Genomic DNA, 26,396 nt, shown 5'->3' with positions numbered 1-26,396 from the left:
AGCTGCCGCTACGGATTGTGTGGCGCGACCGAACACTTGCCGGCAGCATCGCCGCGGGCATGGACAGGGACGCGCACCGGCCGCCGCGAACGGCACGGTGCGCGCGTGCGACGGCGGACGACATGGATTTGTGCGGAGTCAAAAGGCCGGGTTTTTTCAGCGCCGCGCGCGGGCGCTGCCCCTAAGGTGAAGGGAGCATGCGGAACGCCCGCGACGCAAGGATGCGCGGCGGGCGCAATGCAAGACGGCGCCGCCCGTGGAAACGGGCGGCGCCGGCGGGATGGGTGAAGCAGTCGGTCAGCCGAAGTTGATGGTGTTGGCGCCGTGCTGGCTCGGGTTGACGCTGGCGCTGATGCCCGAGGCGAAGGCGACGTTGTTGCCGTTGTTGACCGTCGTGTTCTGGCTCTGGCCGAGCATCTGCGAGGCGTTGAAGTCGATGTTGCCGGACTTGCCGGGCATCGGGTAGTCCCACTTCGGCCAGGACGGCGTGCACGCGGCGGGCATGCAGTAGCCGTAGCCGGTGCCGCCGGAAACGGCGGACATGGCGGACGCGTCGAGGTCGGCGGCGATGGACAGGTCTTTGATGAGCAGGGCTTGCATTTGCGGTTCTCCTTGATGAATGGTGGCGTGATGGTCGAGTGACGCTTTGTTTCGCACTCGATCGCCATTCAGCAGGGAGCGTGCCAGGGCCTGGCGCGAATCGCCGGAATCCACGGAAGGCCCTGCCGTACAAGGGTTTGCGGTAAATGCCGCGGTGCCGGGCGCCGCCGGCGCGCCGGACGGGGTGACGGCACCGGGCCGACAGGTTGGAGGCGTGGTTGTGGGGCGCGGCCCGACATCGGGGCCGCAAGCCGTGCCCGCGCGTGCCGCGGCGGCGGGCATGCTTGATGCGTGACCCCCGTCGGCGGTGCTTGCCCGCTATTCAGATGAATAAGGACACCATGGCCAGCCTCGAACATACGCTCCTTCGTTTCCAGCACGGTGGGCTCAGCCGCGAGCAGCTGCTCGCGCAGGTCGACCAGCTGCTGGCCAGCGACCGCACCGGAAGCGCGCAGCTGACGGAAATCCTGAATGAGGAGCGTACCCGCACCATGCTCGCGCCGGACGTGATCGATGCCCTGCGCCAGCGCGCGGCACTTGCCAGCCCCGCCGTGGCCGGCGGCGACACCAGTCCCTCCCTGCGCGGAGAAGGGCGGCACGCGTCGACATTCTCGCAGCCGTCGATGCCGCTTCCGCTGGAAGGGGCCGGCAGCGAGCCGATGAAGGGCGTCGGCGACACGCTCAACAACCGTTTCGTGCTGGAGGAGTGCATCGGCTTCGGCGGCATGGGCATGGTCTACAAGGCGCTCGACCTGCGCAAGCTCGAGGCATCCGACCGCAAGCCCTACATCGCGATCAAGGTGCTCAACGTGCAGTTCCGCGCGCATCCGAAATCGCTGATCGCGCTGCAGCGGGAAGCGAAGAAGGCACAGACGCTGGCGCATCCGAACATCGTCGCGGTCTATGATTTCGACCGCGACGGCAATACGGTTTACCTGACGATGGAATACCTGCAGGGCAAGCCGCTCTCGCAGGTCCTGCGCGACCCGGAGTTCCGCGGCATGCCTTTCGCCGACGCGATGCGCATCGTCGACGGCATGGGACGCGCGCTCGCCTACGCGCACGAGCGCGGCTTCGTGCACTGCGATTTCAAGCCGGCCAACGTCATCCTCACCGACCGCGGCGAGGTCAAGGTGATCGACTTCGGCATCGCGCGCGCGATCAACAAGCCGACCGAGGACAGCGAGGCCACGGTGTTCGATCCCGGCAGCCTCGGCGGCCTCACGCCCGCCTATGCCAGCGCCGAGATGCTCGAGCATCGCGATCCGGATCCGCGCGATGACATCTATGCGCTGGCCTGCATCGCCTATGAGCTGCTGACCGGTCGCCACCCGTTCGAGCGCCAGACGGCGGCGCAGGCGCGCAACGCCGCGCTGACACCAAGGCGCCCTCCCGGCCTGGGGCTCGGTCCATGGCGCGCGCTGCGGCGCGGACTCGCCTTCAGCCGCGACGCGCGCACGCCGAGCGTGCAGCAGTTCCTGCACGAGATGGGCACGCACGAGCGCCGCGGCCGGCCGCTTGCCGCCATCGCCGGCGGCACCGCAATCGCGGCGCTGCTGTCCGCGGGCGGGGCCTACTGGTGGGCCTCGTCGCCACGGCCAGCGCAGGCGCCCGTCGCCACCGCGCCGGCCGCAGCGCCGCCGGCGAAGAAACCCGACCTTGCGGACATCGAACGTCTGCTGGCGCAAGTGCCCTGCGCCGCGCTGCAGCCCGCCTTCCGGGGCGATGCGCTGACCGTCGACGGACTGCTGCCCGCCAGTTACGGAGCGGGGCGGCTGAAGGACACCCTCGCCGCCGCCGGTGTCGCCGAGGTGCGATTGCAGGTGCAGGAGATCGGCGAGGCCAAGTGCGGCATCGTCACGCTGCTCGCGCCTTACTGGAAGCAGAACCGTCAGGCCGGCGACCCGGCGAGCATCCGGACCCGGCCGGCCGGTGCGAGGCTGCAGGAGGGCGACAAGCTGGTGCTCGACCTGAAGACGCCCGGTTATGAGAGCTACGTCAACGTCGATTATTTTTCATTCGACGGCAGCGTGGTGCATCTGCTGCCGGGTCCCCGCCTGCGGGCGAACCAGGCACCCCCGAATCACGAGGCCGCGCTCGGCACGCTCGGCAACTGGGTGATCGGCGCGCCATTCGGCACCGACCTCATCGTGCTCCTCGTCACGCCATCGCCGCTGTTCGACGGCATGCGCAAGGAGAGCGAAAAAGGAGCGGATTACCTCGCCGCCCTGGAGCGGCAGTTGAAGCAGATGAAGGCCGGCAAGGGCGCGGACAGGGTGCGGGTGGATTTCTTGCAGATTACGACGAGTGCGCGGAAGGAGTAGGGGGCGCGGGTCTCAGCGTGAGCAGGGCCGGCCTCCGTGCCGGCCCGGCGGAGGTGGCACAACCCGCGTCGCACCGCACGACCAGCGCATGGAATGCTCTCCGGACCACGGTAGTCCGGGCCGGCAGGGACGCCGGCCCCACCTGGAAGCACCGTGCTCCTTGGCGGCCCTTCGGGGCGCACAACATGCAATCCCAGCTACTCCCCACTCCGCACCACCCTGAACCCGTTCTGCGACTGCCGCACGCTGCCCTCGTACTTGAAGCGGGTCGCGGCCGTCATGTAGCTTTCGCCGTCGCGCCAGGAGCCGCCGCGGATGACCCGGGTGCGGCAGTTGGGCGCGTCGCGTGCGCGGGCGTCGGAAGGGCCGCCGGCGTGGGAGGCGTTCCAGCAATCGGCGACCCATTCCCAGACGCTGCCGCTCATGTCGTGCAGGCCGAATGCGTTGGCGGCGAACGAACCGGCGTCGGCCGGTCCTTCCTTGCGCCAGGGCTCGCCGCAGTCCTTGCAGTTGGCCATCTTCGGGCGCATCTGCTCGCCCCACCAGTAACGGCTGCCGTTGCCGGCGCGTGCCGCGTATTCCCATTCGGCCTCGGTCGGCAGGCGGTAGGACTTGCCGGTGAGCGTGGACAGCCATTTCAGGTATTGCTGCGCATCTTCCCAACTGACGTCGCGCACCGGTGCCGCGGGCCCGTCCGCGGTGGTGAGCCGCTGGCAGGCGCCGGCCTCGACGCAGGTATTCCACTGCGCGACCGTGACTTCATACTTCCCGATCGCAAAGCCCTGGGCGATGCTCACCTTGCGCGGCGGCCGCTCGCTCGGGTCGCCGCTGGCGCTGCCCATGGTGAAGCTGCCGGGAGGCAGCGACACCAGCACCGGGCAGGTGGGGCAGTCGCGGATTTCCTTGACATTGCCCGCCGCCGGCGCGGCAGCAGCGGCAGCAGCGGCGGCAGCGGGCGCGGCCGGCGTTTTCTCGGGCGGCGTCTCGGCCCTGGCCGGCGGGCGCGGCGGCTCCGGCTTTTTCTCCGCGCGCGGCGCTTCCGGTTTCTTTTCCGTGCGCGGCGGCTCGGTCTTCGGCGCCTCCGGCCGGGCGGTCTCGGTCTTCTGCTCCGGCTTGCTCTCCGTCTTCGGCGCCGCGGCCTTCAGGCGTGCGATGCGGGCCTTGGCGAGCGCGGAGAAGCGGCCGTTCGGATAGGTGTTCAGATAGGCCTCGTAATCGCCGACATGATTGCTGTCCTTGATCGACTCCCAGAAGGTCAGCTCGTACTGTTCGTCGCTGTCCTTGGGCAGGATCGCGGCATCCGGCGGAACGGACAGGGCGGCAAGCATGACTGGCAGCAGTAGGCGCAGCAACTGGCGGCGAGGTTGCATGATCAGTCTCCGGGCGGCGTCGGCTGTTCATCTTTGTGCCGTCTCGCAAGGCGCACTCTGTCCAATATCAAAGCGGCGCGGGTATTCCGCTGCCGCCGCGCGAACCGTGTTCTATGGTGAAGAGCGGCGACGCAAGTGCCCATCCTCTCAGCAAGAAAGGACGATCACATGGCAAGATTCTTTCCTCTTTGCGTCCTTTCCCTCACCGCACTGTGGCTGCCGGCCGGCCCGGCATCCTCCGCCGAAGTCAGTCCGGCGCCGCCCGGCGCGCGCGTCTATTTCATCTGGCCGCAGGACGGGGCCGTGATTTCAGGCGGCAAGTTCTGGGTCCGCATGGGTCTGCAGAACATGGGCGTGACGCCCAAGGGCATACGCCATCCGAAGGCAGGCCATCACCATCTGCTCATCGACACGCCGCTGCCGCCCGCCGGAGAGCCGATTCCATCCGACCGCAACCATCTGCATTTCGGTGCCGGCGAGACCGAGGCGAGGGTGGAACTGCCGCCCGGAAAACACACGCTGCAGTTGCTGCTCGGCGACCACGACCACGTGCCGCACGATCCGCCGGTGCATTCAAAGAAAATCACGGTGACGGTGAAATAGCGAGAGGAGACGATATGAAAACACTGTTCGCCGCGAGCCTGCTGCTCATGTTTTCCGCGTCGCTGCCGGCCGCCACGCCGGCGCCGAAGAACGCGCATCTGTATATCGGCTGGCCCAACAACGGTGAAGTGATCGCCGCCGGCAAGCCGTTCAAGGTCTGGTTCGGCCTGCGCGACATGGGCGTGGCGCCGGCCAAGGTGCAGTATCCGAACACCGGCCATCACCACCTGCTGATCGATACCGAACTGACGCCGCCGGGACAGGAGATTCCGTCGGACCGCAATCACCTGCATTTCGGCGCCGGCGAGACCGAGACCATGATCGAGCTGCCGCCGGGCAGGCATACGCTGCAGCTGCTGATGGGCGACGAGAACCACGTGCCGCACGATCCGCCGGTGTACTCGAAGAAGATCACGATCACCGTCAAGTGACTGCAATGGACACGGGAAGACCCAGCGCATCAGCCTCCCCCGGCGTGGCGGCGTATCTCGAGCTGGCCGTGGGCGGCGGCGCGCAGAATTTCTTCCCGCTGCAGGACGAGATCGTCATCGGACGCGAGCCGCAGGACTCGCTCGGGCCCGACCGCTTCCTCTGCATCCCCGAGCACACGATCAGCCGCCGCCACGCACGCATCCGGCGCCGCGATGACGAATACTTCATCGAGGATCTGCATTCCTTCAACGGCACCTTCGTGCTCGGCCAGCGGCTCGCGCCCGGCGCATGGCACCGGCTGCGGGATGGCGAGGAAGTGTCGCTGGCGGGCGTGCCGCTGGTGTTCCACTCGCTGATCGCGCCGTCGCCGGCGCAGATGCCGTCCATCATCGCGGCCTCGGTCGATGCCAGCGACGTCACCCGCTTCGTGCCGCCGGCGGCGGACGCGAGCCGCGACGAGATGCGGCGCGCGGTGCAGAAGCTGCACGCGATGGCGCAGGTCAGCATCGCGCTCGGCGCGGTCAAGGACAGGGAGACCCTGACCGCGAAGATCATGAACTTCATCTTCGACCTGTTCCCGCTGGCCGAGCGCGCCTTCATCCTGCTGCGCAAGTCCAAGGGCGAGGAGCCCGAGCCCGTCGCGGCGCGCCATCGCGACGGCCGCATCGAAGACCTGAGCCAGGTGCGGCTGTCGCGCACGCTGCTGCGCGAAGTGCTGGAGAAGAAGCGCGCGATCCTGTCGGTCGATACCCTGTCGGACCGCCATTTCGGCAGCCAGCACTCCATCATCGCGCAGGCCATCCGCAGCGTGATGTGCGTGCCGCTGCTGCTCGAGGACGAATGCCTCGGCCTGATCCAGGTCGATACCTCGAGCGATCCGTATGCCTTCCGCGCCGAGGACCTGGAACTGCTCAACGGCGTGTGCGCCGAGACCGCGGTGGCGCTCAAGAATTTTCAGCTGTATTCGGATATCGAGCAGCTGCTCGACGGCTTCGTGCGGGCCTCGGTGCAGGCGATCGAGGAACGCGATCCGGTGACGGCCGGGCATTCGTTCCGCGTGGCTGGGTATGCGGAGAGCCTGGCGCGCGCGCTCGAGCGCGATGCCGATCCGGCCTATGCCCGCTTCGCGTTCAGCCGCGACCAGCTGCGCGAGATCCGCTATGCCGCGCTGCTGCATGATTTCGGCAAGGTGGGCGTGGCCGAGCATGTGCTGCGCAAGGAGAAGAAGCTCTATCCGCAGGACCTGCGGCTGCTCGAACAGCGCTTCGCGCATGTGCGCGCCTGCCTCGAGCGCGAAGCCTGGCGCCGGCTGGTGGATGCGCAGATGCGGGGCGGGCTGGACATGGCGGCGCTGGAAGCGGCGCGGCGCGAGGCGGAAGACACGCTGCACAGCGAATTCGCCCGGCTCGACGCCTTCCTGGAGGCGATCCGCGCCGCCAACGAGCCGTCGGTCTCGCATCGCGAGGGAGAGCACGACCTGCGGGCGATACTCGAGTACGGCTGCGGCGCCGCGGCGCTGCCCGACCTGAGCCTGCTCGAAGAGGCGGAGTACCAGGCGCTGTCGCTGACCAAGGGCTGCCTGACCGAGCAGGAGCGCAGGCAGATCGAATCGCATGTCGCCGACTCCTATTCCTTCCTGATCCTGATCCCGTGGACGCGCGATCTCGCCAGCGTGCCGAGCATCGCCCATGGCCATCATGAAAAGCTCGACGGCTCGGGCTACCCGATGGGACTGCAGGGCAACCAGATCAGCATCCAGACCCGCATCCTCACCATCTGCGATATCTACGACGCGCTCACCGCCGCCGACCGTCCTTACAAAAAAGCCATCCCCGCCGAGCAGGCACTGGACTTGCTGTCTGCCGAGTGCCGGGCAGGCAAGCTCGACGCGAGCCTGTTCCGCATTTTTGTGGAATCGAAAGCATGGACGGCCGTCTGACGCGCGCCATGCATGGAGGGGATATGAGCAAGACTTCAGGTATGAAAGCGGTCGCCTCGCTGCTGCTGTGCGCGGGTGCGGCCGGTTGCGCGGATGTGTCGATGCCGGCCTATCAGCGGCCCGAGGCGCCGATGAAGACCGCGTTTTCCGAGCGCGAACAGGCGCGGGTGGCGCCGGGCGAGGCGATACAGCCGGACTGGTGGAAGGGCTTCCGCGATCCGCAGCTCAATCAGCTGGTCGACCGTGCGATCGACAACAACATCGACCTGCGCATACTCGCCGCCCGCATCCGCCAGGCCGAGACGCAGATCGGCGAAGCGCGGGCGGGCGCGCTGCCCACGCTCGACGCCGGCGCCGGCGCGAGCTTCGAAAAGAGCACCGGCCAGAAATTCTCGAAGCAGTTCAACCTCGGCACCCAGGTCAACTGGGACATCGACATCTGGGGCAGGGTGGAAAAAGGCGTGCAGGCCCAGACCTCGAGCTTCCGCGCCTCGGAGGCCGACTGGCGCGCCGGCTATCTCAACCTGGTGTCGGGCCTGGCGACCACGTACTTCCAGATCCTGCAGCTCGACCAGCAGATCGACCAGCAGAAGCAGACGCTGGCGAAGAACCGCGACATCCTCGCCACCTACGAGGCGATGCATCAGAACGGCCTGATTCCGAACACGCGGGTGCTGCAGCAGCGCGCGGAAATCAACCGGCTCACCACCGACATGCTGGAGCTGTCGCGGGCGCGCGAGCTGGCGGGCAATGCGCTGGCGACGCTGCTCGGCACGCCGGCGGGCGAGTTCAGGGTGCCGCACGGCTACCTGCAGGACAGGGTGAGCCTGCCGCCGGTGCCGGCGGGACTGCCCGCCGAGCTGCTGCGCCGGCGTCCGGACATCGTCGCCGCGGAATACCGGGTGCTTGAGGCCTACGACCTGGTCGGCCAGGCCAAGCTGGCCCAGCTGCCGTCAATCAGCCTCACCGGGCGCGGCGGCACCTCCAGCCTGGCGCTGACCGATCTGCTGCGCTCGTTCACCTTCGGCCTGATGCCGAGCATTAATTTCCCGATCTTCGATCCGTCCGTGAAGGCCCGCATCCGGAGCGCGCAGGCGGGGTCGGGCGTGGCCGAAGAGCAGTACCGGAAGACCGTGATCGCGGCGCTGGAAGAAGTCGAGAACGCGCTGGTCAATCTCGATGCCCATCGCAAGCAGCGTGCCGAGCTGCAGCAGCAGGTCGACCACCTGCAGGTGGTGTCGGCGCAGATCGAGGCCCAGCTCAAGGAAGGCCTGGTCTCGCAGCTCGAACTGTTCGAGACGCAACGTTCGCTGCTGTCGGCGCAGCTGGCCCTGTTGGCCAACCACCAACAGATACTGTCGGATACGGTCACACTTTACAAGGCGCTCGGCGGCGGCTGGCCGCCGGTCGAAGTCGCCAACCGTTGAGCCGGAGCATACATGGCAGCCAACCCATCCGCCCATCCGATAGAAGCAAGCGCCGTGACGACGCTGGAGCCGAAAAGCGGCGGCGCCGAGTACGACATCGTGCTCAAGCCGCTGTCGCATCCCGAGCTGGACGATATCTGCATCGAGGACGAGCTGTTCGCGGTGGGCCGCAACGAAAGGCCGTTCGACAGTTATCCGCCGGAGATCGTGGCCGACCTGTCGCGCCGCCATGCGCGCATCTTCTGCGAGTACGGCGCGGTCTTCATCGCCGACCTCGACAGCAAGAACGGCACGACCGTCAACGGCGTCGACATCCAGCAAAAGATCAGCCGCCTCAATGACGGCGATGAAATCTGCTTCGGCCGCAGCCTGTCCTGGCGCGTGCATCTCGGGCGCAGCGGCCGCACCGAGCGCGGCGCGCCGCGCGTGGCCGCTCTGACGCTGATGCCGCACGATCCGGCCGCGGGACTGCAGCCGCTGGTGATCAGCCGCTTTCCCTTCCTGGTCAGCAAGGCCGACGACGCCTTCGCGCGTTACAAGGAAGCGTTCCCGCACCAGGTCCATTATCTGTCGCGCCGTCACGCGCACATCTTCCTCAAGGGCGGCACGCCCTTCGTCGAGGACCTCGGCAGCACCAACGGCACCTTCGTCAACGAGCGCAGGCTGGATGAGCACGCGGTCGCGCTCAAGGACGGCGACACGCTCGCCTTCGGCGGCCATCACTTCGTCTACCAGGTCGTGCTGCAGGCGCCGGAGGTCACGCTCGACCCCACCGTCACCCGGGTCGGCCCGGCTGCCGCGCCGGCCGCCGCCATCGCGCGCGCGCTGCCGCCCGAGGTGGCCGAGAAGACCACCTTCGTCGCCGCCGCCGATTCCTTTCTCGATATCTTCTGCATCGATCCCTCGGTGCCGGGCGAGGCCGATGCGCCCGACGGCGAACCGCCCGAGGCCGAGGCGGCGCGCGCCGACGAGGGCGGACCGCGGCGCGGGCGCCGGGCGACCCTGCTGGCGGAATTCCGCAAGGCGTTCCACGGCGAGAGCCGGAGCGCGCGAGGCAGCAACCGGCGCTGGTGGCTGGCCGCGCTCGCCGCGCTGCTGGCGGTGGCATTCGCGGCCTGGTGGAGCGGGCACGAGGGACGGTATCTCAAGCAGCTGATGGCCGACGGCGACTATGCGCAAGCCTCCCAGGCGGCGGCGGAGGCGCTGGCGGAGCGGCCGGGCGATGTCGGCCTGCAGTCGCTCGCCACCGAAGCGCTGCTCAAGGCCCATCTGCCGCAATGGCTCGCGGCGCAGAAGGCAGGCAACTTCGACGAAGGCAGCCGCGTGCTGGCGCGGATGTCGCAGCAGGGCGCGGGCAATCCGGAACTCCAGCCTCTGCTGCGCGAACTCTCGTGGCTGGGCGGCCTGCAGGCCTTCGCCGCGCGCCGGCCGCAGGCCGACGCGCCGTTGCGCATCTTCTCGGACGAGGAAACCATCAAGTCGCTGCTCGCCTGGTGGGATCGCGACACCGCCGCCCACCAGCGCGCGCTTGCGCGCATCGCCGCGCATGTGCCGGAATTCTCCGGGCCCTATGCCGCCGCCCTGAGCTACCTGCGCGGTCTGCAGGCGGAGAACGCGGTCTACCTGGCGGCCATTGAACGTCTCAAGAGCGGCATCGCGAACGAGCTCGCGCGCGGGCGGCCGGAAGCGGTGTCGGGCCTGCTCGACGAGGCTGCGCAGAAGTACCCGCGCATCCAGGGTCTGGACGAGATCCGCCGCGACCTGGCGCAGTACCTGCCGCTGGCCGATGCACTGCGCGAACGCCGGCTCGGCGCCCTTGCGGCGGCGGCCGAGCGCGCCCGCTTCGCCACGCCGCCGTTCCAGGAGCGGATGCGGCAGCTGGCGGCCCGCGAACTGCCGCCGCCCGACCTGATGCGCGATTACGCCGCGGTGACCGCCGCCTGGCGGCGCGGCGAGGCGCAGCAGGCGCTGTCGGCACTGCAGGCGATGCAGAAATCCGGCCCGTGGCGCGACGGCGTGGCGCAGGATGCCGCGCGCAGGCAGGCGCTGCTCGCGCGCTATGAGGCGGCGCTGAAGGGCCGCGACGCGCGCGGGCAGGAAGAGCGCCTGCTCGCCTTCTACGGCAGCGCCGATCCGCTGCAGGATGCCTGGTTCATCGAACGTCTCGGCGCCGAACTGGCCGCGCGCCGCGAACCGGTGCTCAGGGCGGCGCAGCAGCGCATCGCCCGCGCCGAATCGCTGTGGAGCGAATACCAGGTCAACGGCGGCATAGAACAGGGCCAGCGCATCGAGCCCGGGGTCTCCACCCGCTTCCGGTCGCAGGCCGGCCTGCTGTCCGCCGCCGCGGAGGCGCAGCGCCAGGGCCTGCGGGTATACCGGCAGCTGCAGGCGGATTACCCGGCGCAGTGGAATCAGCTGCAGCGCGACATCGAATCCGAACTCGCGCTGCAGCGGCGCGCGCTGATCGACGCGCGTGCCGGCACGCTGGCGCCGGCGCTGGTCAAGACCAAGCTCGACATGCTGGGAGGCGGCGATGAACGATAGAAACCTGCGTCCGCTTTCCGAGGCGCTGGAAGACCACAGCTCGGAAGGCATCGCGCTGCTGTCCGAAACGCCGTCGCGCTTCATGCAGGCCGGCGTGCTGGTCATGCTGTGCCTGGTGCTGGCGGCGCTGCTGTGGTCCTTCTTCGGCCGCGCCGATGTGCTGGTCAGCGCGCCGGGCACGCTGATGCCCGACACCGAAGTGCGGCGCCTGTACGCGCCGATCGACGGCGAACTGGCCAATGTCTACATCGCCGAGGGACAGCCGGTGTCGCAGGGCGACGTGGTGGCGCGGCTCTATGCGCGCGGCGCGATAGAAGCCGCCACCCGCGCGCTGGAAGCCCAGCTCAAGCTGGAAGATGCGGAACGCGAATGGCGGGAGTTTCCCGAAAAGCAGGCCATGCTCGAACGCCGCGTCAACACGTTGCGGCAGCAGATGGAAACCGAAGAGCGCCTGCATGAGAAACGGATTGCCGACGGCACCAGCCTGCTCACCGAGGGCCAGCGGGCGCAGATGCAGGAAGCGCGCACCAATCTCGAGGATGCGCGCCGGGCGCGCGACGCCGCCCGCGAGGAAGCCGACAAGTACGCGCGCCTGTTCAAGCTGCCCGGCGGCGGCGGCGTCTCCCAGCTGCAGGTCGAATCCAAGCGCAACAGCCTGCTCGCCGCCGAAAACGCCTTCCGCGTCGCGCAGTCCCGCCTGAGCGAACTCGGCGCGCGGCAGAGCCTGGAATCCAGCCAGGCGCGGGAGCGGCTGGAGACCAGCGGCCAGGAACTGCAGCGCCTGCGCCTGCAGTACGAGGCCGCGGTGCGCGAGGTCGCCAATACCGAGGACAAGCTGCGGCTGCAGGTGCAGACCGCGCGGCTGGTCGCCGACGCTGCGGCGCGCATCCGCTTCGAGAACATCGACAAGGACAACTTCCTGCTGGTGGTCGCGCCGGTCGACGGCGTCGTCACCGAAGTGACCTCCACCCAGACCGGCGACAAGATCCAGGCCAATACTCCGCTCGGCGGCATCGCGCCGCGTGACGCCCGGCCGATGCTGCGCGTCGAGATCGCCGAGCACGACCGCGCCTTTCTGCGCGAGGGGCTGCCGGTCAAGCTCAAGTTCAACGCCTTTCCCTATCAGCGGCACGGGCTGATCAACGGCACGCTGGAATCCATCTCGCCGGCCACCAAGCCGGGCAGCAAGGACAAGCAGCCGGTGTACGAGGGACGCATCAGGCTGGAACGCGACCACTATCTGGTCGGCGACCAGAAGTACCCGCTGCGCTACGGGATGACGGCGGTGTCGGAAGTGGTGGTGCGGGAAAGAAGGCTGATCGACCTGGCGCTCGATCCGTTCAGGCAGGTCGGGGGATAGCGCCGCGGGAGAAGAAGGCGGCGCCGCCCGAAGACGGCGATGCGGGCGCGGAGCCTGCACCGCCTGGACGGCGGCAGTGAGCCGGATCAGCCCAGCCTGAACACGCTGACCGCCTCCGCCAGCCGGGCCGCCTGCTGCTGCATGGCCTGCGCCGCCGCCGCCGCTTCCTCGACCATGGCGGCATTCTGGCGCGTCACCTGCTCCATGCCGATCATCGCATCGTTGACCTGGCCGATGCCCTGGCGCTGTTCCGCGGTGGCGGAGGTGATCTCGGCCATGATGGCGGACACCTTGCGCACGCTCTCCACCACGTCCTCCATGGTGCGGCCGGCATCGCCGACCAGCTTGCTGCCGGTATCGACCTTGCCCGCCGAGTCGTCGATCAGGGCCTTGATTTCCCTGGCCGCCGCCGCCGAACGCTGCGCCAGCGAGCGCACCTCCGACGCCACCACCGCGAAGCCGCGGCCGAGTTCGCCGGCGCGCGCCGCTTCCACCGCCGCGTTCAGCGCGAGGATATTGGTCTGGAAGGCGATGCCGTCGATGACGCCGATGATGTCGACGATGCGGCGCGAGGAATCCGCGATCGAGCCCATGGTGTCGACCACCTGCGACACGACTTCGCCGCCTTGCTCGGCGATGGACGAGGCGGAGGCGGCGAGGTCGTTTGCCTGGCGAGCATGGTCCGCGTTCTGCGCGACCGATGCCGTCAGCTCTTCCATCGAGGCGGCGGTCTGCGCCAGCGCCGAGGATTGCTGCTCGGTGCGGGCGGAAAGGTCCTGGTTGCCGGTCGCGATCTGCGCCGAGGCGCTGCTGACGTCCTCGGTGCCGCGGCGGATGGTCGCCACCATCGACGACAGGCCCTGGCTGATGCCATTCATCGCGCCCATCAGCCGGCCGATCTCGTCGTGGCGCGCGATCTCGAGGCGCACGGTGAGGTCGCCGGCGGCCAGCCTTTCCGCCGCCTCGGTGGCCGCCGCCAGCGGCCGCGACACGGTGCGGCGCACGATCAGCAGCAGCGCGGCGGCGAATCCCAGCAGCGCGAGCGCGCCGGTCGCGATCGCTATCGCGCGCAGGCGGTCCACTTCCGCCGCGATTTCGTCGTCGTAGGCCACGCCCGCGATGGTCCATTGCCAGTCCTTGCTGGTCTGGTAGGCGACCCGCTGCGCGCGCGCCGCCCCGTTCTCGCCGTCCGCCAGCGTCAGCCGCATCGTGCCCTGGCCGGCTTCCAGCATCCCGCGGATGTATTCGCCGCCGTCGGCGTCGCGCAAGGCCAGTCCCTTCTGCCCCTGCAGCGACGGATGCACCAGGAAGGTGCCCAGGCCGTCGCCGCGCCTGGCGTCGAGGATGAAGAAGTAGCCCGACTCGCCCACCCGCAATTGCTTCACCCTGTCCTTGAGCAGGGCGACATCGGCCGAAATGTCGATGCCGACGTACAGGATGCCGATCACCTTGCCCGCGCCGTCCCGGATGGGCATGTACTCGGTCACGTGGGGCTTGCCGAACAGGACCGCCATGCCGCGGTAGGTCTGCCCCTGCAGGATCGCGGCATGGGCCGGGTGCGTGCTGCCGAGGCTGGTGCCGACCGCGCGGTTGCCGTCCGCCTTCTTGACCGAGGTGCTGACGCGGATGAAGTCGTCGCCCTTGCGCGCGAACACGGTCGCATTGCCGCCGGTGAGCTGGGTGAACCTGTCCACCGCGCTGAAGTCGAGGTTGAGCGGCGCGCCATCATGCGCGAGCACCGGCGCCATGGTGCCGCCGGTATCGATCTCGTTGGCGCCGTCGAGGCTGAAGCTGCCCGGCAGCTGCTGCGCGAAAATCTGCGCATAGCGCGCCACCACCGCGAGCTGGGTCCGGCTGGACGTCTCGAGCATCTGCGTCACGCCCGCCGCCTGGGCCTCGACCAGCTCCTGCGAGCGCTTTTCCAGCGCCGTCGAAGCGGTATGGGCGATGAAGACGATGAACAGCACGAACAGCAGGGCCGCGAGCGCAATGGTGAAGGCTGTGAGGCGGGCGCCGACGGTCCAGGCGGCGGCAGGGCGGGAGATGACGCCGGCGATGCCGGCGGACGAGCTGCGAAGGTTTTGCACGGTACTCTGGAACGGAATTGCGGACCGTGCAAGGTAGCGCAAAGATTGCGGTTAGGCAATACGACAAAATGCGTATCCGGAAATGCAAAACGGGCAGCCTGGGCTGCCCGTCTTCCTGGTCAGGCCGTGGACTACGGCGTAGCCGGATCATCCGGATCCGCATCCGCCGGCCGCAGCTTCTGCATGTCTTCCCGGCTGATGCGGTGCGGACGGTGCGGATCCTCGTCCGGCTCGTCCGCCGGCAGGATGTGCTGGTCGCCGGACTGTTTCTGCTGCATCTCGAATCGGTCCGCCGCCTGTTGCCGGTCGCGGTTGGGATGGTTCATTCTCATTGCATGCTCCTATGTTGCTGCGCTCCGTCGGGGAGCGCGGGACAGGTTAGAGAACTGGCAAGAGAGGGAGTTCGGCCGATTCAGATTTTCTTGTCCTGCTTCTGCTCGGCGATCAGTTTGATCACGGCCTGCGCCGCTTCCACCGAGGAAGCCGGATTCTGGCCGGTGACCAGGAGGCCGTCGACCTGCACGTAGGAAGCCCAGTCGGGACCGCGCGAGAAGATGCCGCCGCATTGCTTGAGCGCGTCTTCCACCAGGAAGGGAACCACCTTGGTCAGCTGCACCGCCTCTTCCTCGGTGTTGGTGAAGCCGGTGACCCGCCTGCCTTCCACGAGCGGCTTGCCGTTGTGCAGCCGCGCATTGCGCAGCACCCCAGGCGCGTGGCAGACCGCGGCGACCGGCTTGCCGGCGGCGAACATGCTCTGGATCATGGTCAGCGAATCGGCGTCCTCCGACAGGTCCCACAAGGGGCCGTGGCCGCCGGGATAGAACACGGCGTCGAACTCCTCGTGCGAGACGCTCGACAGCAGCACGGTATTGGCCAGCGCCTGCTGTGCTTCCTTGTCTTCGCGGAAGCGGCGGGTGGCTTCGGTCTGGGCGTCGGGTTCATCGCTCTTGGGGTCGAGCGGCGGCTGGCCGCCCCTGGGCGAGGCGAGCGTGATGTGGGCGCCGGCATCCTTGAACACATAGTAGGGCGCGGCGAATTCCTCCAGCCAGAAGCCGGTTTTCTTGCCGGTGTCGCCGAGCTTGTCGTGCGATGTGAGGACGAACAGGATATTCATTCTCTTTCCTTGTCGGGTTGTCAATGCGACTGGTCAGATTGCGCGCGCGGCGGGAAAGTTCAGCCCTGGGCCGCTCCCACGCCCAGCCTGGCCGGCGCCTGCGTCTCGGGGGAGACGAGCGGGATCTGGATGATCAGTGTCGTGCCCTTGCCCGGCGCGCTGCTGATCCTGAATTCGCCGTTGAGCGCATGCACCCGCTCCTCCACGCCGATCAGGCCAAAGGAATTGCCGCGCTTGCGCGGGCCGGGCAGCAGGCCGATGCCGTTGTCGGTGATCTTGAGCACCAGCCGCCCTTCGTCCTGGTAGAGGTCGACCAGGACATAGCTGGCGTTGGCGTGCCGTATCACGTTGGTCAGCGATTCCTGCAGGATGCGGAACAGCGAGGTGGCGAGGGTGTCGTCGACCTCGAGTTCCTGGCCGCTCATGCGCAGTTCGCAGCCGATGCCGCTGCGCCGGCGGAATTCGTTCACCTGCCATTCGAAGGCGGCGGTCAGACCGAGATCGAGCACCGCCGGACGCAGGTTGTTGATGATGGTGCGGATGGTCTTGACGGTGGCGTCGATCTGCCCGAGCGCGCTGCGCACCTTGTCGTGCAGGCGAGGATGGCTGCGCGCGGTGCGCGCCTCGAGCATCGAGACGTCGATGCGCAGCGCCAGCAGCGTCTGTCCCAGCTCGTCGTGGATCTCGCGCGCGATGCGCTTGCGCTCTTCTTCCTTGACCCGGTCCTGGTAGGCCGTCAGCTCCCGCAGCAGCTCGCGCGAGCGGTGGAGGGCCTCCACCGTCTCCTTGCGGTCGTTGATATCCATGATGGTGCCGCGCAGGAGCGGCGTCCGTTCATCGCTGCCCAGCCGGGCGATGAGCTGCACCCAGCGCACCGCGCCGTCGAGCCGGCAGATGCGCAGCTCGGCATTGAACTCTTCCTCGCCCGCCAGCGCGCGGTTCAGCCCGGCGCGCGCGAACTGCCGGTCATCCGCATGCACGCGACGCAGGAAGTCGTCGTACTGCTGTTCGGCGCGGTAATGGCTCATGCCGAAGATGCGTCCGGTCTCCGCGGACCAGTTCATGACCCGGGTATTCGGCTCCAGCGTCCAGCTGCCGAGGTGCGCCATGTGCTGCGCCTCGGCCAGGCTGGCTTCGCTGTTGCGCAGATCGCGCGTCATCTCGCGCGCCAGATCGACGGCGCGCCCGCGCGCCGAGCGCATCGAGTAGTAGATGCAGTAGAGCAGCGTGGTGCCGAGCAGGCCGGCGATGAGCATGATCCACGGCAGCCAGGTATCGAAGCGGGTGGCGAAGGCGTCGCGCGGCGCGCTGAACTCGGCTTCCCAGACGCGCGGGCCGATGTTCATCGAGACGCGCTTGACATGCATGCCGGCGCCGGGCGCCGGCCGCGAGGGCGTGCTGTCGAACAGCATGCGATGGTCGTCGCCCGCCCCGCCTGCCTCGGGCCTGCCGGCGTGGCCGTTGAAGAGCCGGATGCGCATCTTGCGCCAGGTCTGCTGGTCCACGGCCCCCGCCATCAGCAGGTTGAGATTGATGCCGGCGCCGACCGAACCGTAGTAGGCCGCGCGCCGCTCGGCCACGCTGCCGGTCGGCATGTCGCCCCGGTAGACCGGCATGCGGATCGCGATGCCGGCGTAATTGTCGGGTCCGCCGATGCGGATCAGGCGGACGGATGACGCCGGCTGTCCGGAATCGCGCGACACGGCGAGCGTATTCCCGACCGCGGCGGTGGCGCCCAGGTCCAGCCCGAAGGCCTGCTCGTTGCCTTCCATCGGCTCGAGATAGGTCAGCACATGGTATTCATCGCGTTCGCCGGGAGGCAGGATGTCGAAGCCGGGATGTCCCTCGGCGCGGACGCTGCGGTCACTGCGCACGGCGTCGATGAAGGCATCCTTGTCCGCGGCGCTCACCCGCGCTGCGAAATTGAGGTTCTCGATGCCGGGAAAGCTCTGCTTCAGGTCGAGCTGGGCGACGTAGGCGCGGAAGGTATCGCGGCCGACAGGATGGCCCGAGGAAAACACGGCGCTGGCGCCCCGCAGCAGGTCGACATAAGCGCGCACCCGGGTCTGTACCGCGAGCCGCGAATTATCGGCCTGCAAGTCGAACTGCGCCTGATTCTTGTCCTCCACCACGCGCGCGACGACGAGATAGAGGACGAGGGAGACCGCAACGCCGGACCACCATGCGGTGGACGTCAGCAGTGACGAGAAAAAACGTTTCCAGTTGCCCATTGACCCGGTCCGGCTTCGAATGTTGGAGAAAGTTTATACGCATTCTGCCACCGGTCGCCCCGAAGATGCGGCAGGGCAGGAGATTCATCGGCATCATTGACGTTACGCAATATGTAGCGCACGGGGGAGTGCGCGGACGGCGCGAGGGGCGCGCGCGCTTACCCCGGGGCATGAGTACAATGTGGCATCCCCGGCCACCAGACCACACAGATGACGAACATCGATCCCCGGCGTCTCCTGCTCGACATGTATGCCGCCGCCGTCGGCGCGGTCAGCCCGCAGCGCTGCCTGCCGCCTTACCTGCCGCCGCCGCCGCGGGGCCGCACGCTGGTCATCGGCGCCGGCAAGGCGGCCGCCTCGATGGCGAAAACCGTCGAGGAGCACTGGCGCGGCGAGCTCTCCGGTCTCGTGGTCACCCGCTACGGACACGGCAGCGACTGCCGGCGCATCGAAGTGGTGGAAGCCGCGCATCCGGTGCCGGACGCGGCGGGCAGGCAGGCGGCGCAGCGCATCATGGACATGGTGCGGGGCCTCGGCGAGGACGATCTGGTGCTGTGCCTGATCTCCGGCGGCGGTTCCGCGCTGCTGGCGCTGCCGGCGCCGGGCATCACGCTGGAACAGAAACAGGCGATCAACCGCGCGCTGCTCAGGAGCGGCGCCAACATCGGCGAGATGAATTGCGTGCGCAAGCATCTGTCTGCGATCAAGGGCGGGCGGCTCGCGCTGGCCTGTGCGCCGGCGCGGGTCGTCACGTTGCTGATATCGGACGTGCCGGGGGACGATCCCGGCGTGATCGCCAGCGGCCCCACGCTGCCCGACCCGGGTACCAGCACCGACGCGCTAGCCATTCTCCGCAAGTACGCCATCGAGGTGCCTTCCGAGGTGCTGCAGCACCTGCAATCGCTCGCGGCCGAGACGCCCAAGCCCGGCGATCCGCGTTTCGCCGGCCATGAACACCATGTGATCGCCAGTGCCCAGCAGGCACTGGAGGCGGCGGCGCAGGTCGCGCGCGAAGCCGGCATCGCCGCGCACATTCTCTCGGACGACATCGAGGGCGAGGCGCGCGACGTCGGCCGGGTGCATGCGGCGATCGCGCGCCAGGTCGCGCTGCGCGCACAGCCGTTCGCCAAACCCTGCGTGCTGATTTCCGGCGGCGAGACCACGGTCACGGTGCGCGGCAAGGGGCGCGGCGGACGCAATGCGGAATTCCTGCTGAGTCTGGCCGCCGCGCTCGACGGCATGCCGGGGGTGCATGCGATTGCCTGCGATACCGACGGCATCGACGGCTCGGAAGACAACGCGGGCGCGCTGTATGCGCCCGATTCGGGGGAGAGGGCGCGCGCGCTCGGCTTACGCGCACGCGCGATGCTGGACGATAACGACGGCTACGGCTACTTCGAGGCGCTCGGCGATCTGGTGGTCAGCGGTCCGACGCGGACCAACGTCAACGATTTCCGCGCGCTGCTGATTCTCTGACCGGCCTTGTCAGGCCCAGACGTCGATGCTGCCGCGTGCGCGCGTCTGCACGCCGGCTTCCTTGACTTCCTGGACCAGTTGCGCCTGCTTGGTGATGGCCGCCATGCTCTGGTCGACCGCCTGGTCGCGCACGCGCCGGGTCGATTCGGATACCTGCAGGTGGAGGTCGATCTGCTGGCGGCGCTGCTGGTCAAGCTGCAAAAGGTCGCCGGCGATCTTGCTGATGGAGGAGGAGGGCCCGATGCTGCTCACGTTCTCGTTCGGAAGAAGATGTCACTTCCGCCATTTTATCGATTCGGCATAAAAATTCCTACAGGAAAATCTGCCCCGGTCAGCCGCTGGCCAGCGCCATCGCGCAGTGCTGATGCTGTTCCAGCAGGACGCCGGTCTCGACCGTCACGCAGCGGCCCTCCCGCACCACGACCCTGCCGTTGACGATACTGCAATCCACGTTCGCCGGCGGGCAGAAAACCAGCGCCGCGACCGGGTCGTGCAGGGCGCCCGCGAAGCCGATGCCGTCGAGGCTGAACATCACGAGATCGGCCGACATGCCGGGTGCGAGCGCGCCGATGTCGTCGCGGCCGAGCACCCGGGCGCCGCCGAGGGTCGCCAGCTCCAGCGCCTGCCGCGCGCTCATCGCGTCGGGCCCGAAACCGACCCGCTGCAGCAGCATCGCCTGCCGCGCTTCGCCGAGCATGTGCGCGCCGTCGTTGGAGGCGGACCCGTCGACGCCGAGGCCGACCGCCACGCCGCGCTCGTGCATGCGGCGCACCGGCGCGATGCCCGAGGCGAGACGCATGTTGGAGCAGGGGCAGTGGGCGACGCCGGTGCCGGTGCGGGCGAACAAGTCGATCCCATGCTCGTCGAGCTGCACGCAGTGCGCATGCCAGACGTCCGGGCCGACCCAGCCGCAGGATTCCGCATACTCGGCCGGCGTCATGTTGAATTTTTCGCGGCTGTAGGCGACGTCGCTCGCGTTTTCCGCGAGATGCGTGTGCAGGCCGACGCCATAGTGGCGCGCCATCGCCGCCGCCTCGCGCATCAGGTCCCGCGACACCGAGAACGGTGAGCAGGGGGCGAGCGCGATGCGCAGCATCGCGTGGCGGCGCGAATCGTGCCAGGTTTCGATCAGGCGCTGGCTGTCCTTCAGGATAGCCGCTTCATCCTCGACCAGGCTGTCGGGCGGCAGGCCGCCCTGAGAGCGGCCGACGCTCATTGCGCCGCGCGTGGCATGGAAGCGCATGCCGATCCGCTGCGCGGCCTCGATGCTGTCCTCGAGCCGGCAGCCGTTCGGAAAGAGATAGAGATGATCGCTGCTGGTGGTGCAGCCCGACAGCAGCAGTTCGGTCATCGCGGTCAGCGTCGCCACCCTGAGCATCTCGGGCCGCAGGCCGGCCCACACCGGGTAGAGCGCCTGCAGCCAGTCGAACAGTTCGGCATCCTGCGCGGCGGGCAATGCACGCGTCAGGCTCTGGTACATGTGATGATGGGTATTGACCAGGCCCGGCAGCACGACGTGCCGGCCGGCGTCGATCACCTCGTCCGCCTGCTGCGGCAGGTTGGCGCTGGCGCCCACCTGCTCGATCACGTTATCGCGGATGAAGACCGCGCCGTCGGCGATTTCGCGCCGCTGCGCATCCATCGTCACCAGCACCCGCGCATTGCGGACCAGCAGCGTCCCCATCAATCCGCCCGAAGATGGCGCAGGAAATCGAGGAAGACCCGGGCCGACAGTTCGGCATCGTCGGCGGTCATCGTCTCCAGCGGATTGTGACTGATGCCGCCGTTGCCGCAGCGGGTGAACAGCATCGCCACGTCGGTGATCGCCGCCATCGCCATCGCATCATGGCCGGCGCCCGAACTCAGCTGCAGCACCTCGACGCCGGCGCGGCGGGTGGACTCCGCCAGCTGCGTCATCAGCCGGGGCGCGCAGGGCACGGCCGCGGCGCGCAGCAGCAGTTCGCGCTGCATGCCGACGCCGCGCCGCGTGCAGATCGCTTCGGCGTCGCGCAGGATGTCCGCGACCGCAGCGTCGCGCGCGGCGTCGTCGGCCGCGCGCACGTCGAGCGAAAACCGGCAGGCGCCCGGCACCACGTTGACCGAGCCGCCCGGCACCTGCAGCTGCCCGACGGTGCCGACCAGCGAAGGCGTGCCGCTGCAGCGGCGCTCGACGGCAAGAATGATTTCCGCCGCCGCTGTCGCGGCGTCGCGGCGCATGCCCATCGGCGTGGTGCCGGCATGGCTGGCGACGCCCGTCAGCTCGATCAGGTAGCGGCAGCTGCCCGCGATCGAACTGACGACGCCGACAGGCAGGCCGCGCTCGAGCAGCACCGGTCCCTGTTCGATATGCACTTCGACGAAGCCGAGCAGGTCCTCCGGGCGGCGCGCGGCGAACGGTATCTCGTCCGGGTCATGGCCGGCATCGAGCAGCGCCGCGCGCATGGTGACACCGTCGGCATCCTTCTGTTCCAGCAGCGACATGTCGAAGCGGCCGGCGATAGCATTGCTGCCGAGGAAAGTGCTGCGGAAGCGCACGCCTTCCTCCTCGGCGAAACCGACGATCTCCAGGTGGAAGGGCAGGCGCTCGCCGCGTTCATGCAGATGCTTCACGACGGCGATCGGCAGCAGGATGCCTTCGCGGCCGTCGTACTTGCCGCCGTTGCGCACCGTGTCGTAGTGGGAGCCGGTCATCAGGGTTTTCGCCGCCGGGTCTTCCGCCGCGTAGCGGCCGGTCACATTGCCGACGGCATCGATGCGCACGTCCATGCCGGCCTCGCGCATCCAGGTCGCGAGCTGCGCGGCGGTCTTGCGGTGAGCGGCCGTCATGTAGGCGCAGGTCAGGCCGTCGAGGTCGTCGCTCCAGGCGCCGATGATCTCGGCCCACTCCATGATCTGGTTGCCGAGCGCGGGCACGTGGCCGAGCAGGTCGTTGAGCCGGATTTCGGCGATGCGGTGGACCTGGCGCAGCGCTTCGGCCAGTTCGTTGGCGCGGCCGTTGTCCAGCCGCCGCGAAAACGTGTCGATAATCTGCTGCCGCGTCAGTCCGCGCCCGAGCGGACCCTTGACCGCGAGGATGAAGGGAAAGCCGAATTTCTCGTTGTAGGCGGCGTTCAGGCGGTGCAGGGTGGCGTACTCCTCCGGACTGCAGAGATTGAGTCCGGCCCTGGCCTGCTCGCCGGTCGACTCGCGGGTGAGTTCGCCGGCAATCGCCGCCTTGCCCGCCAGCTCCGGGTGCGCCCGCAGCAGCGCGAGCTGCGCTTCCTCGCCGGCATCCGTCACCGCCTGCTGCAGCGCCTGTTTGAGCGCGGTCAGGGTGGCGAAGGGCCGCCGCGCCGCCGCCCGCTGTGGAATCCACGGCGAGTGTTCATAGATGCCATGCAGTGCCGCGGCGAATTCGTCCGGCGCGCAGCGATTGAGCTGGTCGAGGGTGAGGCTCATGCGGACGGCTCCGTGTACGGGTGGGTGTCGCGCCAGTGGCGGGCGATGTCGATGCGGCGCGCGACCCAGACCTTGTCGTGCGACTGCACATAATCGAGAAAGCGCGCCAGCGCCGCGGCGCGTCCGGGACGGCCGACGAGGCGGCAATGCAGGCCGACCGACATCATCTTCGGCCGGTCGAGGCCGTCGGGGTCGCCTTCCTCGTACAGCACGTCGAAGGCATCCTTCAGATAGTCGAAGAACTGCGTCCCGGAATTGAAGCCCTGCGCGGCGGCGAAGCGCATGTCGTTGGCGTCCAGCGTATAGGGCACGATCAGCTGCGGTTCGCTGCGCTGCCGGCCATCGGCATCGGTGAAGTCCACTTTTTCCCAGAACGGCAGGTCGTCGCCGTAATAGTCGGCGTCGTACAGGAAGCCGCCGTGCTCCATCACCAGCCGCCGGGTATTGGGCGAGTCGCGTCCGGTGTACCAGCCGAGCGGGGCCTCGCCGGTCAGCTCGCGAATGATCTGCACCGCCTCGCGCATGTGGGCGCGCTCGGTTTCCTCGTCCACCTGCTGGTAGCTGATCCAGCGCAGGCCGTGGCAGGCGATCTCGTGGCCGAGACGGACAAAGGCGTCGACCGCTTCCGGATTGCGCCTGAGCGCCATCGCCACGCCGAAGACGGTGAGCGGCATGCCGCGTTCCTCGAACATGCGCAGCAGCCGCCACAGCCCGGCGCGCGAGCCGTATTCATAGATCGACTCCATGCTCATGTGCCGCATCTCGAAGGCCTGCGCGCCGATGATTTCGGACAGGAAGGTCTCGGATGCGCGGTCGCCGTGCAGCACGCAGTTCTCGCCGCCTTCCTCGTAGTTGAGCACGAACTGGACGGCGACGCGGGCGCCGCCCGGCCAGCGGGCATGCGGCGGATTGGGGCCGTAGCCCTTGAGATCGCGGGGATAGTTGCGGTAGGTGTCGGACAAGGTCGGGCCTCGTGCTGGATGGGACGCAGGGTCGATGTTGGATGGTAAGGCCTGGCGGCGCCCCGGATATATGAAACGGCTGATAATGCTTTTCGGGGCGCCGATATAGGGCGCCTGGTGGAGTGCTATCTTGTCAATATGCTGCGTGCGGTGGCGCCGACCAGTTCGCGCAGCCACTTGTGCTCCGGCGCCTGGTGCACCCGCTGGTGCCACAGCTGGTAGAAGCGCATCGGCGGCAGCTTGAGCGGCACCTTGAAAATCTTCAGCGGCAGGCTTTTTTCATAGAAGCGCATGAACTGGCGGCCAGTGGTCAGTACCAGGTCGCTGCGGGTGAGCATGTAGGGGATCATGCCGAAATATGCGCACTCGATCACCACGTTGCGCTGCATGCCCTGTCGTTCCAGCCAGGTCTCGATCACGCCGGAGTAGCCGGGCAGGATCTGCGACGGCGCCACATGCGGCAGCGACAGATAGTCCTGCAGGCTCATCTTGTCGGAGTCGGTGCGCAGCGCATAGGCGCAGTCGGCCCGCATCATGCAGGCGATCTCGTCCTCGAACAGCTTGGACATGTGCAGGTGTGCCGGCGGCTCGTCCCAGTTGGCGATGACGATGTCGAGGTCGCCGTCGGACAGCAGCTTGAGATAGTTGATTTCCGGTCCGAGGCTGTGGATCACCACCCGGCTCTTCGGCGACTCGCGCCGCACCGCCGCCACCACGCTCGGCAGGAACTGGGTGTCGAGATAGTCGGGCGCGGCGATATGGAAGGTGCGGGCCTGCTGCTGGGGCGCAAAGGCCACCTTCTGCGTGAACAGCCGTTCGGCCTCGTCGAGGATGCGCTTGGCCGGCTTCATCAGGCTCTCGCCGTGCTGGGTCGGCACCATGCCGCGCGCGCCGCGCACCAGCAGCGGGTCGCCGGTCAGCTCGCGCAGCTTGCGCAGTGAAGCCGAGATCGAAGGCTGCGGCTGGTTCAGCTTGAGCGCGACGCGGGAGACATTCTTTTCAGACAACAGCAGGTACAGAATTCGTATCAGGTGGATGTCCAGGTGATCCGGCAGACCTGCCATTGCTTTTCCTCTTATATCGGCTCGCGTATTTGAAATATACTTGAAGGCCGATGTCGCGAGCTAGAGGGAAACGCTATCTTTCCGACATCGTCATCATGGTCGCAGCGGAGCTTTCAAAGTTCGCGACCGCACGGGAATCTCCTTCCCCCTCGTCTGAAGCGCCCGCGGAGGCAGACGAGCTTTCACACCTTTCGCAAGAGGAATGCATGGAAGCTTTGCTGCTCAATTACGGCATTGACTGGCTCAATCTGCTGGTGCGCTGGCTGCACCTGATCACCGGCATCGCCTGGATCGGCGCTTCCTTCTATTTCGTCTGGCTCGACAATTCCATCCGCCCGCCCCGGCCCGGCTCCGACCTGGAAAAGGCCGGTGTCTCGGGCGAACTCTGGGCGGTCCACGGCGGCGGCTTCTACAACCCGCAGAAATACCTGGTCGCGCCCAGGCACCTGCCGCAGGAACTGCACTGGTTCAAGTGGGAGGCCTACAGCACCTGGCTGTCGGGCTTTGCGCTGCTGTTCATCGTCTATTACTTCAATGCCTCGGCGATGATGATCGACCGCTCGGTCGCCGATCTCGCGCCGTGGCAGGCGATCGCCATCGGCCTCGGCACCCTGGTCGTCGGCTGGACCGTGTACGACCTGCTGTGCCGCTCGCCGCTCGGCAAGCGGGAAGGGCTGCTCGGCATCGTCATGTATGCGCTGATCGTGCTGGCCGCCTTCGTGCTGTCCAAGCTGCTGTCGGGCCGCGCCGCCTATCTGCACGTGGGCGCGATGATCGGCACCATCATGGTCGCCAACGTGCTGATGGTGATCATCCCCGGCCAGCGCAGGATGGTCGATGCGATGAAGGCGGGGAAGTCGCCCGATCCCGTCTACGGCCAGCGCGGCAAGCAGCGCAGCGTGCACAACAACTACTTCACGCTGCCGGTGCTGTTCATCATGATCAGCAACCACTATGCGATGACCTACAACCACCCGTACAACTGGCTGGTGCTGGCGGTGATCATGGCGGCCGGCGTGCTGATCCGTCATTTCTTCAACCTGAAGCACAAGGGCCGCATCGCCTGGGGCTATCCGGCGGCAGGCGTGGCGCTGCTGCTCGGCCTGGCCATTGCGATCGCGCCCAGGCCGGCACTGCAGTCTGCCGGCGCGCAGCCGGTGGACACCGCCAGGCTGCAGCAGGTGATCGCGCAGCGCTGCGCGGTCTGCCATTCGGACAAGCCGACCCAGCCGGGATTTGCCTCCGCCCCGGCCGGCGTCATGCTGCACACGCCCGAACTGTTGCGCCAGCATGCGCAAAAGGTCTACCAGCAGACGGTGCAGCTCAAGGCCATGCCGATCGGGAACCTGACCGGCATGACCGATGACGAACGCGCGCTGGTTGCACAATGGTTCGAGACCGGCGCCAAATAATCTGATCCCCGAT

20 protein-coding genes are annotated in these 26,396 nt (G+C 67.9%); 9 read left to right on the top strand and 11 right to left on the bottom strand.

Annotation, left to right across the window (positions count from 1 at the left end; translation table 11 throughout):
- Positions 1-297: 297 nt before the first annotated feature.
- Positions 298-600, bottom strand: a complete 303-nt coding sequence (locus NCCP691_RS18740) for a hypothetical protein (protein ID WP_220810090.1) — start codon at positions 598-600, stop codon at positions 298-300.
- A 326-nt stretch (positions 601-926) separates the two neighbouring features.
- Between NCCP691_RS18740 and NCCP691_RS18735 the strand changes: the two genes are divergently transcribed.
- Complete coding sequence (locus NCCP691_RS18735; protein WP_309295127.1) at positions 927-2,924, top strand: serine/threonine protein kinase; 1,998 nt, start codon at positions 927-929, stop codon at positions 2,922-2,924.
- A 197-nt stretch (positions 2,925-3,121) separates the two neighbouring features.
- Here NCCP691_RS18735 and NCCP691_RS18730 read toward each other — a convergent pair whose 3' ends face one another.
- Positions 3,122-4,294 carry a formylglycine-generating enzyme family protein gene (locus tag NCCP691_RS18730; protein WP_220810089.1) on the bottom strand — a complete coding sequence of 391 codons (1,173 nt, stop codon included), beginning with the start codon at positions 4,292-4,294 and terminating at the stop codon, positions 3,122-3,124.
- A gap of 168 nt (positions 4,295-4,462) precedes the next feature.
- On the opposite strand from NCCP691_RS18730, the gene NCCP691_RS18725 reads away from it, so the two are divergent.
- Genes NCCP691_RS18725 through NCCP691_RS18700 form a run of 6 tightly spaced genes read left to right on the top strand, consistent with a single transcriptional unit; the run spans position 4,463 to position 12,599 of the window.
- Positions 4,463-4,897, top strand: coding sequence for a DUF4399 domain-containing protein (locus tag NCCP691_RS18725; protein ID WP_220810088.1), 435 nt, complete (start codon positions 4,463-4,465; stop codon positions 4,895-4,897).
- A gap of 14 nt (positions 4,898-4,911) precedes the next feature.
- A complete protein-coding gene (locus NCCP691_RS18720) occupies positions 4,912-5,328 on the top strand; it encodes a DUF4399 domain-containing protein (RefSeq protein ID WP_220810087.1) in 417 nt (138 codons plus the stop codon).
- Between the two features lie 5 nt (positions 5,329-5,333).
- A complete protein-coding gene (locus tag NCCP691_RS18715) occupies positions 5,334-7,268 on the top strand; it encodes an HD domain-containing phosphohydrolase (protein ID WP_220810086.1) in 1,935 nt (644 codons plus the stop codon).
- Positions 7,269-7,291: 23 nt separating this feature from the next.
- Entirely contained in the window at positions 7,292-8,695 is a 1,404-nt protein-coding gene (locus NCCP691_RS18710; protein WP_238482501.1) for an efflux transporter outer membrane subunit, read from the top strand.
- A gap of 12 nt (positions 8,696-8,707) precedes the next feature.
- Positions 8,708-11,239: an FHA domain-containing protein gene (locus tag NCCP691_RS18705; protein ID WP_220810085.1), complete on the top strand. Its 2,532-nt coding sequence runs from the start codon at positions 8,708-8,710 to the stop codon at positions 11,237-11,239.
- Complete coding sequence (locus NCCP691_RS18700; RefSeq protein ID WP_220810084.1) at positions 11,229-12,599, top strand: beta-barrel domain-containing protein; 1,371 nt, start codon at positions 11,229-11,231, stop codon at positions 12,597-12,599. The genes NCCP691_RS18705 and NCCP691_RS18700 overlap by 11 nt, the downstream gene beginning before the upstream one ends.
- Before the next feature lie 86 nt (positions 12,600-12,685).
- On the opposite strand, the gene NCCP691_RS18695 is transcribed toward NCCP691_RS18700, so the two are convergent.
- The 4 genes from NCCP691_RS18695 to NCCP691_RS18680 form a co-directional block, all read right to left on the bottom strand.
- Positions 12,686-14,686, bottom strand: a complete 2,001-nt coding sequence (locus NCCP691_RS18695) for a methyl-accepting chemotaxis protein (RefSeq protein ID WP_238482500.1) — start codon at positions 14,684-14,686, stop codon at positions 12,686-12,688.
- A gap of 131 nt (positions 14,687-14,817) precedes the next feature.
- Positions 14,818-15,018: a hypothetical protein gene (locus tag NCCP691_RS18690; RefSeq protein WP_220810083.1), complete on the bottom strand. Its 201-nt coding sequence runs from the start codon at positions 15,016-15,018 to the stop codon at positions 14,818-14,820.
- Between the two features lie 80 nt (positions 15,019-15,098).
- Positions 15,099-15,800 (bottom strand): type 1 glutamine amidotransferase domain-containing protein, encoded by a 702-nt coding sequence (locus NCCP691_RS18685; RefSeq protein ID WP_220810082.1) that lies wholly within the window; start codon positions 15,798-15,800, stop codon positions 15,099-15,101.
- A 59-nt stretch (positions 15,801-15,859) separates the two neighbouring features.
- On the bottom strand, positions 15,860-18,031 hold the full coding sequence (locus tag NCCP691_RS18680) for a sensor histidine kinase (protein WP_220810081.1): 2,172 nt from the start codon (positions 18,029-18,031) through the stop codon (positions 15,860-15,862).
- Between the two features lie 210 nt (positions 18,032-18,241).
- Between NCCP691_RS18680 and NCCP691_RS18675 the strand changes: the two genes are divergently transcribed.
- Positions 18,242-19,507: a glycerate kinase type-2 family protein gene (locus tag NCCP691_RS18675; RefSeq protein WP_220810080.1), complete on the top strand. Its 1,266-nt coding sequence runs from the start codon at positions 18,242-18,244 to the stop codon at positions 19,505-19,507.
- A 9-nt stretch (positions 19,508-19,516) separates the two neighbouring features.
- Here the strand turns inward: NCCP691_RS18675 and NCCP691_RS18670 are convergent, their stop codons facing one another.
- The 5 genes from NCCP691_RS18670 to NCCP691_RS18650 form a co-directional block, all read right to left on the bottom strand.
- Positions 19,517-19,759, bottom strand: a complete 243-nt coding sequence (locus NCCP691_RS18670) for a hypothetical protein (RefSeq protein WP_220810079.1) — start codon at positions 19,757-19,759, stop codon at positions 19,517-19,519.
- 79 nt (positions 19,760-19,838) lie between these two features.
- Entirely contained in the window at positions 19,839-21,191 is a 1,353-nt protein-coding gene (locus tag NCCP691_RS18665) for an 8-oxoguanine deaminase (RefSeq protein ID WP_220810078.1), read from the bottom strand.
- Positions 21,191-22,945 carry an allantoate amidohydrolase gene (locus tag NCCP691_RS18660; RefSeq protein ID WP_220810077.1) on the bottom strand — a complete coding sequence of 585 codons (1,755 nt, stop codon included), beginning with the start codon at positions 22,943-22,945 and terminating at the stop codon, positions 21,191-21,193. Before NCCP691_RS18660 ends, NCCP691_RS18665 begins: the two co-directional genes overlap by 1 nt.
- Positions 22,942-23,907, bottom strand: coding sequence for an allantoinase PuuE (gene puuE / locus NCCP691_RS18655; RefSeq protein ID WP_220810076.1), 966 nt, complete (start codon positions 23,905-23,907; stop codon positions 22,942-22,944). The genes NCCP691_RS18660 and puuE overlap by 4 nt, the downstream gene beginning before the upstream one ends.
- 125 nt (positions 23,908-24,032) lie before the next feature.
- A complete protein-coding gene (locus tag NCCP691_RS18650; RefSeq protein ID WP_220810075.1) occupies positions 24,033-24,971 on the bottom strand; it encodes a LysR family transcriptional regulator in 939 nt (312 codons plus the stop codon).
- A 206-nt stretch (positions 24,972-25,177) separates the two neighbouring features.
- Between NCCP691_RS18650 and NCCP691_RS18645 the strand changes: the two genes are divergently transcribed.
- Positions 25,178-26,383 (top strand): urate hydroxylase PuuD, encoded by a 1,206-nt coding sequence (locus NCCP691_RS18645; RefSeq protein WP_220810074.1) that lies wholly within the window; start codon positions 25,178-25,180, stop codon positions 26,381-26,383.
- Positions 26,384-26,396: the final 13 nt, after the last annotated feature.

Origin of the sequence: Noviherbaspirillum aridicola (genome assembly GCF_019656455.1) — a bacterium.
Lineage (GTDB): Bacteria > Pseudomonadota > Gammaproteobacteria > Burkholderiales > Burkholderiaceae_D > Noviherbaspirillum > Noviherbaspirillum aridicola.
The sequence above is the reverse complement of the archived record's forward strand: the minus strand, read 5'-3'. Positions and strand labels throughout refer to the sequence as shown.

Excerpts from the sequence above, each read along its gene's own strand:
- NCCP691_RS18740 (WP_220810090.1), bottom strand. The coding sequence starts at position 600 with ATGCAAGCCCTGCTCATCAAAGACCTGTCCATCGCCGCCGACCTCGAC.
- NCCP691_RS18735 (WP_309295127.1), top strand. The coding sequence starts at position 927 with ATGAATAAGGACACCATGGCCAGCCTCGAACATACGCTCCTTCGTTTC.
- NCCP691_RS18730 (WP_220810089.1), bottom strand. The coding sequence starts at position 4,294 with ATGCAACCTCGCCGCCAGTTGCTGCGCCTACTGCTGCCAGTCATGCTT.
- NCCP691_RS18725 (WP_220810088.1), top strand. The coding sequence starts at position 4,463 with ATGGCAAGATTCTTTCCTCTTTGCGTCCTTTCCCTCACCGCACTGTGG.
- NCCP691_RS18720 (WP_220810087.1), top strand. The coding sequence starts at position 4,912 with ATGAAAACACTGTTCGCCGCGAGCCTGCTGCTCATGTTTTCCGCGTCG.
- NCCP691_RS18715 (WP_220810086.1), top strand. The coding sequence starts at position 5,334 with ATGGACACGGGAAGACCCAGCGCATCAGCCTCCCCCGGCGTGGCGGCG.
- NCCP691_RS18710 (WP_238482501.1), top strand. The coding sequence starts at position 7,292 with ATGAGCAAGACTTCAGGTATGAAAGCGGTCGCCTCGCTGCTGCTGTGC.
- NCCP691_RS18705 (WP_220810085.1), top strand. The coding sequence starts at position 8,708 with ATGGCAGCCAACCCATCCGCCCATCCGATAGAAGCAAGCGCCGTGACG.
- NCCP691_RS18700 (WP_220810084.1), top strand. The coding sequence starts at position 11,229 with ATGAACGATAGAAACCTGCGTCCGCTTTCCGAGGCGCTGGAAGACCAC.
- NCCP691_RS18690 (WP_220810083.1), bottom strand. The coding sequence starts at position 15,018 with ATGAGAATGAACCATCCCAACCGCGACCGGCAACAGGCGGCGGACCGA.
- NCCP691_RS18685 (WP_220810082.1), bottom strand. The coding sequence starts at position 15,800 with ATGAATATCCTGTTCGTCCTCACATCGCACGACAAGCTCGGCGACACC.
- NCCP691_RS18680 (WP_220810081.1), bottom strand. The coding sequence starts at position 18,031 with ATGGGCAACTGGAAACGTTTTTTCTCGTCACTGCTGACGTCCACCGCA.
- NCCP691_RS18675 (WP_220810080.1), top strand. The coding sequence starts at position 18,242 with ATGACGAACATCGATCCCCGGCGTCTCCTGCTCGACATGTATGCCGCC.
- NCCP691_RS18665 (WP_220810078.1), bottom strand. The coding sequence starts at position 21,191 with ATGGGGACGCTGCTGGTCCGCAATGCGCGGGTGCTGGTGACGATGGAT.
- NCCP691_RS18660 (WP_220810077.1), bottom strand. The coding sequence starts at position 22,945 with ATGAGCCTCACCCTCGACCAGCTCAATCGCTGCGCGCCGGACGAATTC.
- NCCP691_RS18650 (WP_220810075.1), bottom strand. The coding sequence starts at position 24,971 with ATGGCAGGTCTGCCGGATCACCTGGACATCCACCTGATACGAATTCTG.
- NCCP691_RS18645 (WP_220810074.1), top strand. The coding sequence starts at position 25,178 with ATGGAAGCTTTGCTGCTCAATTACGGCATTGACTGGCTCAATCTGCTG.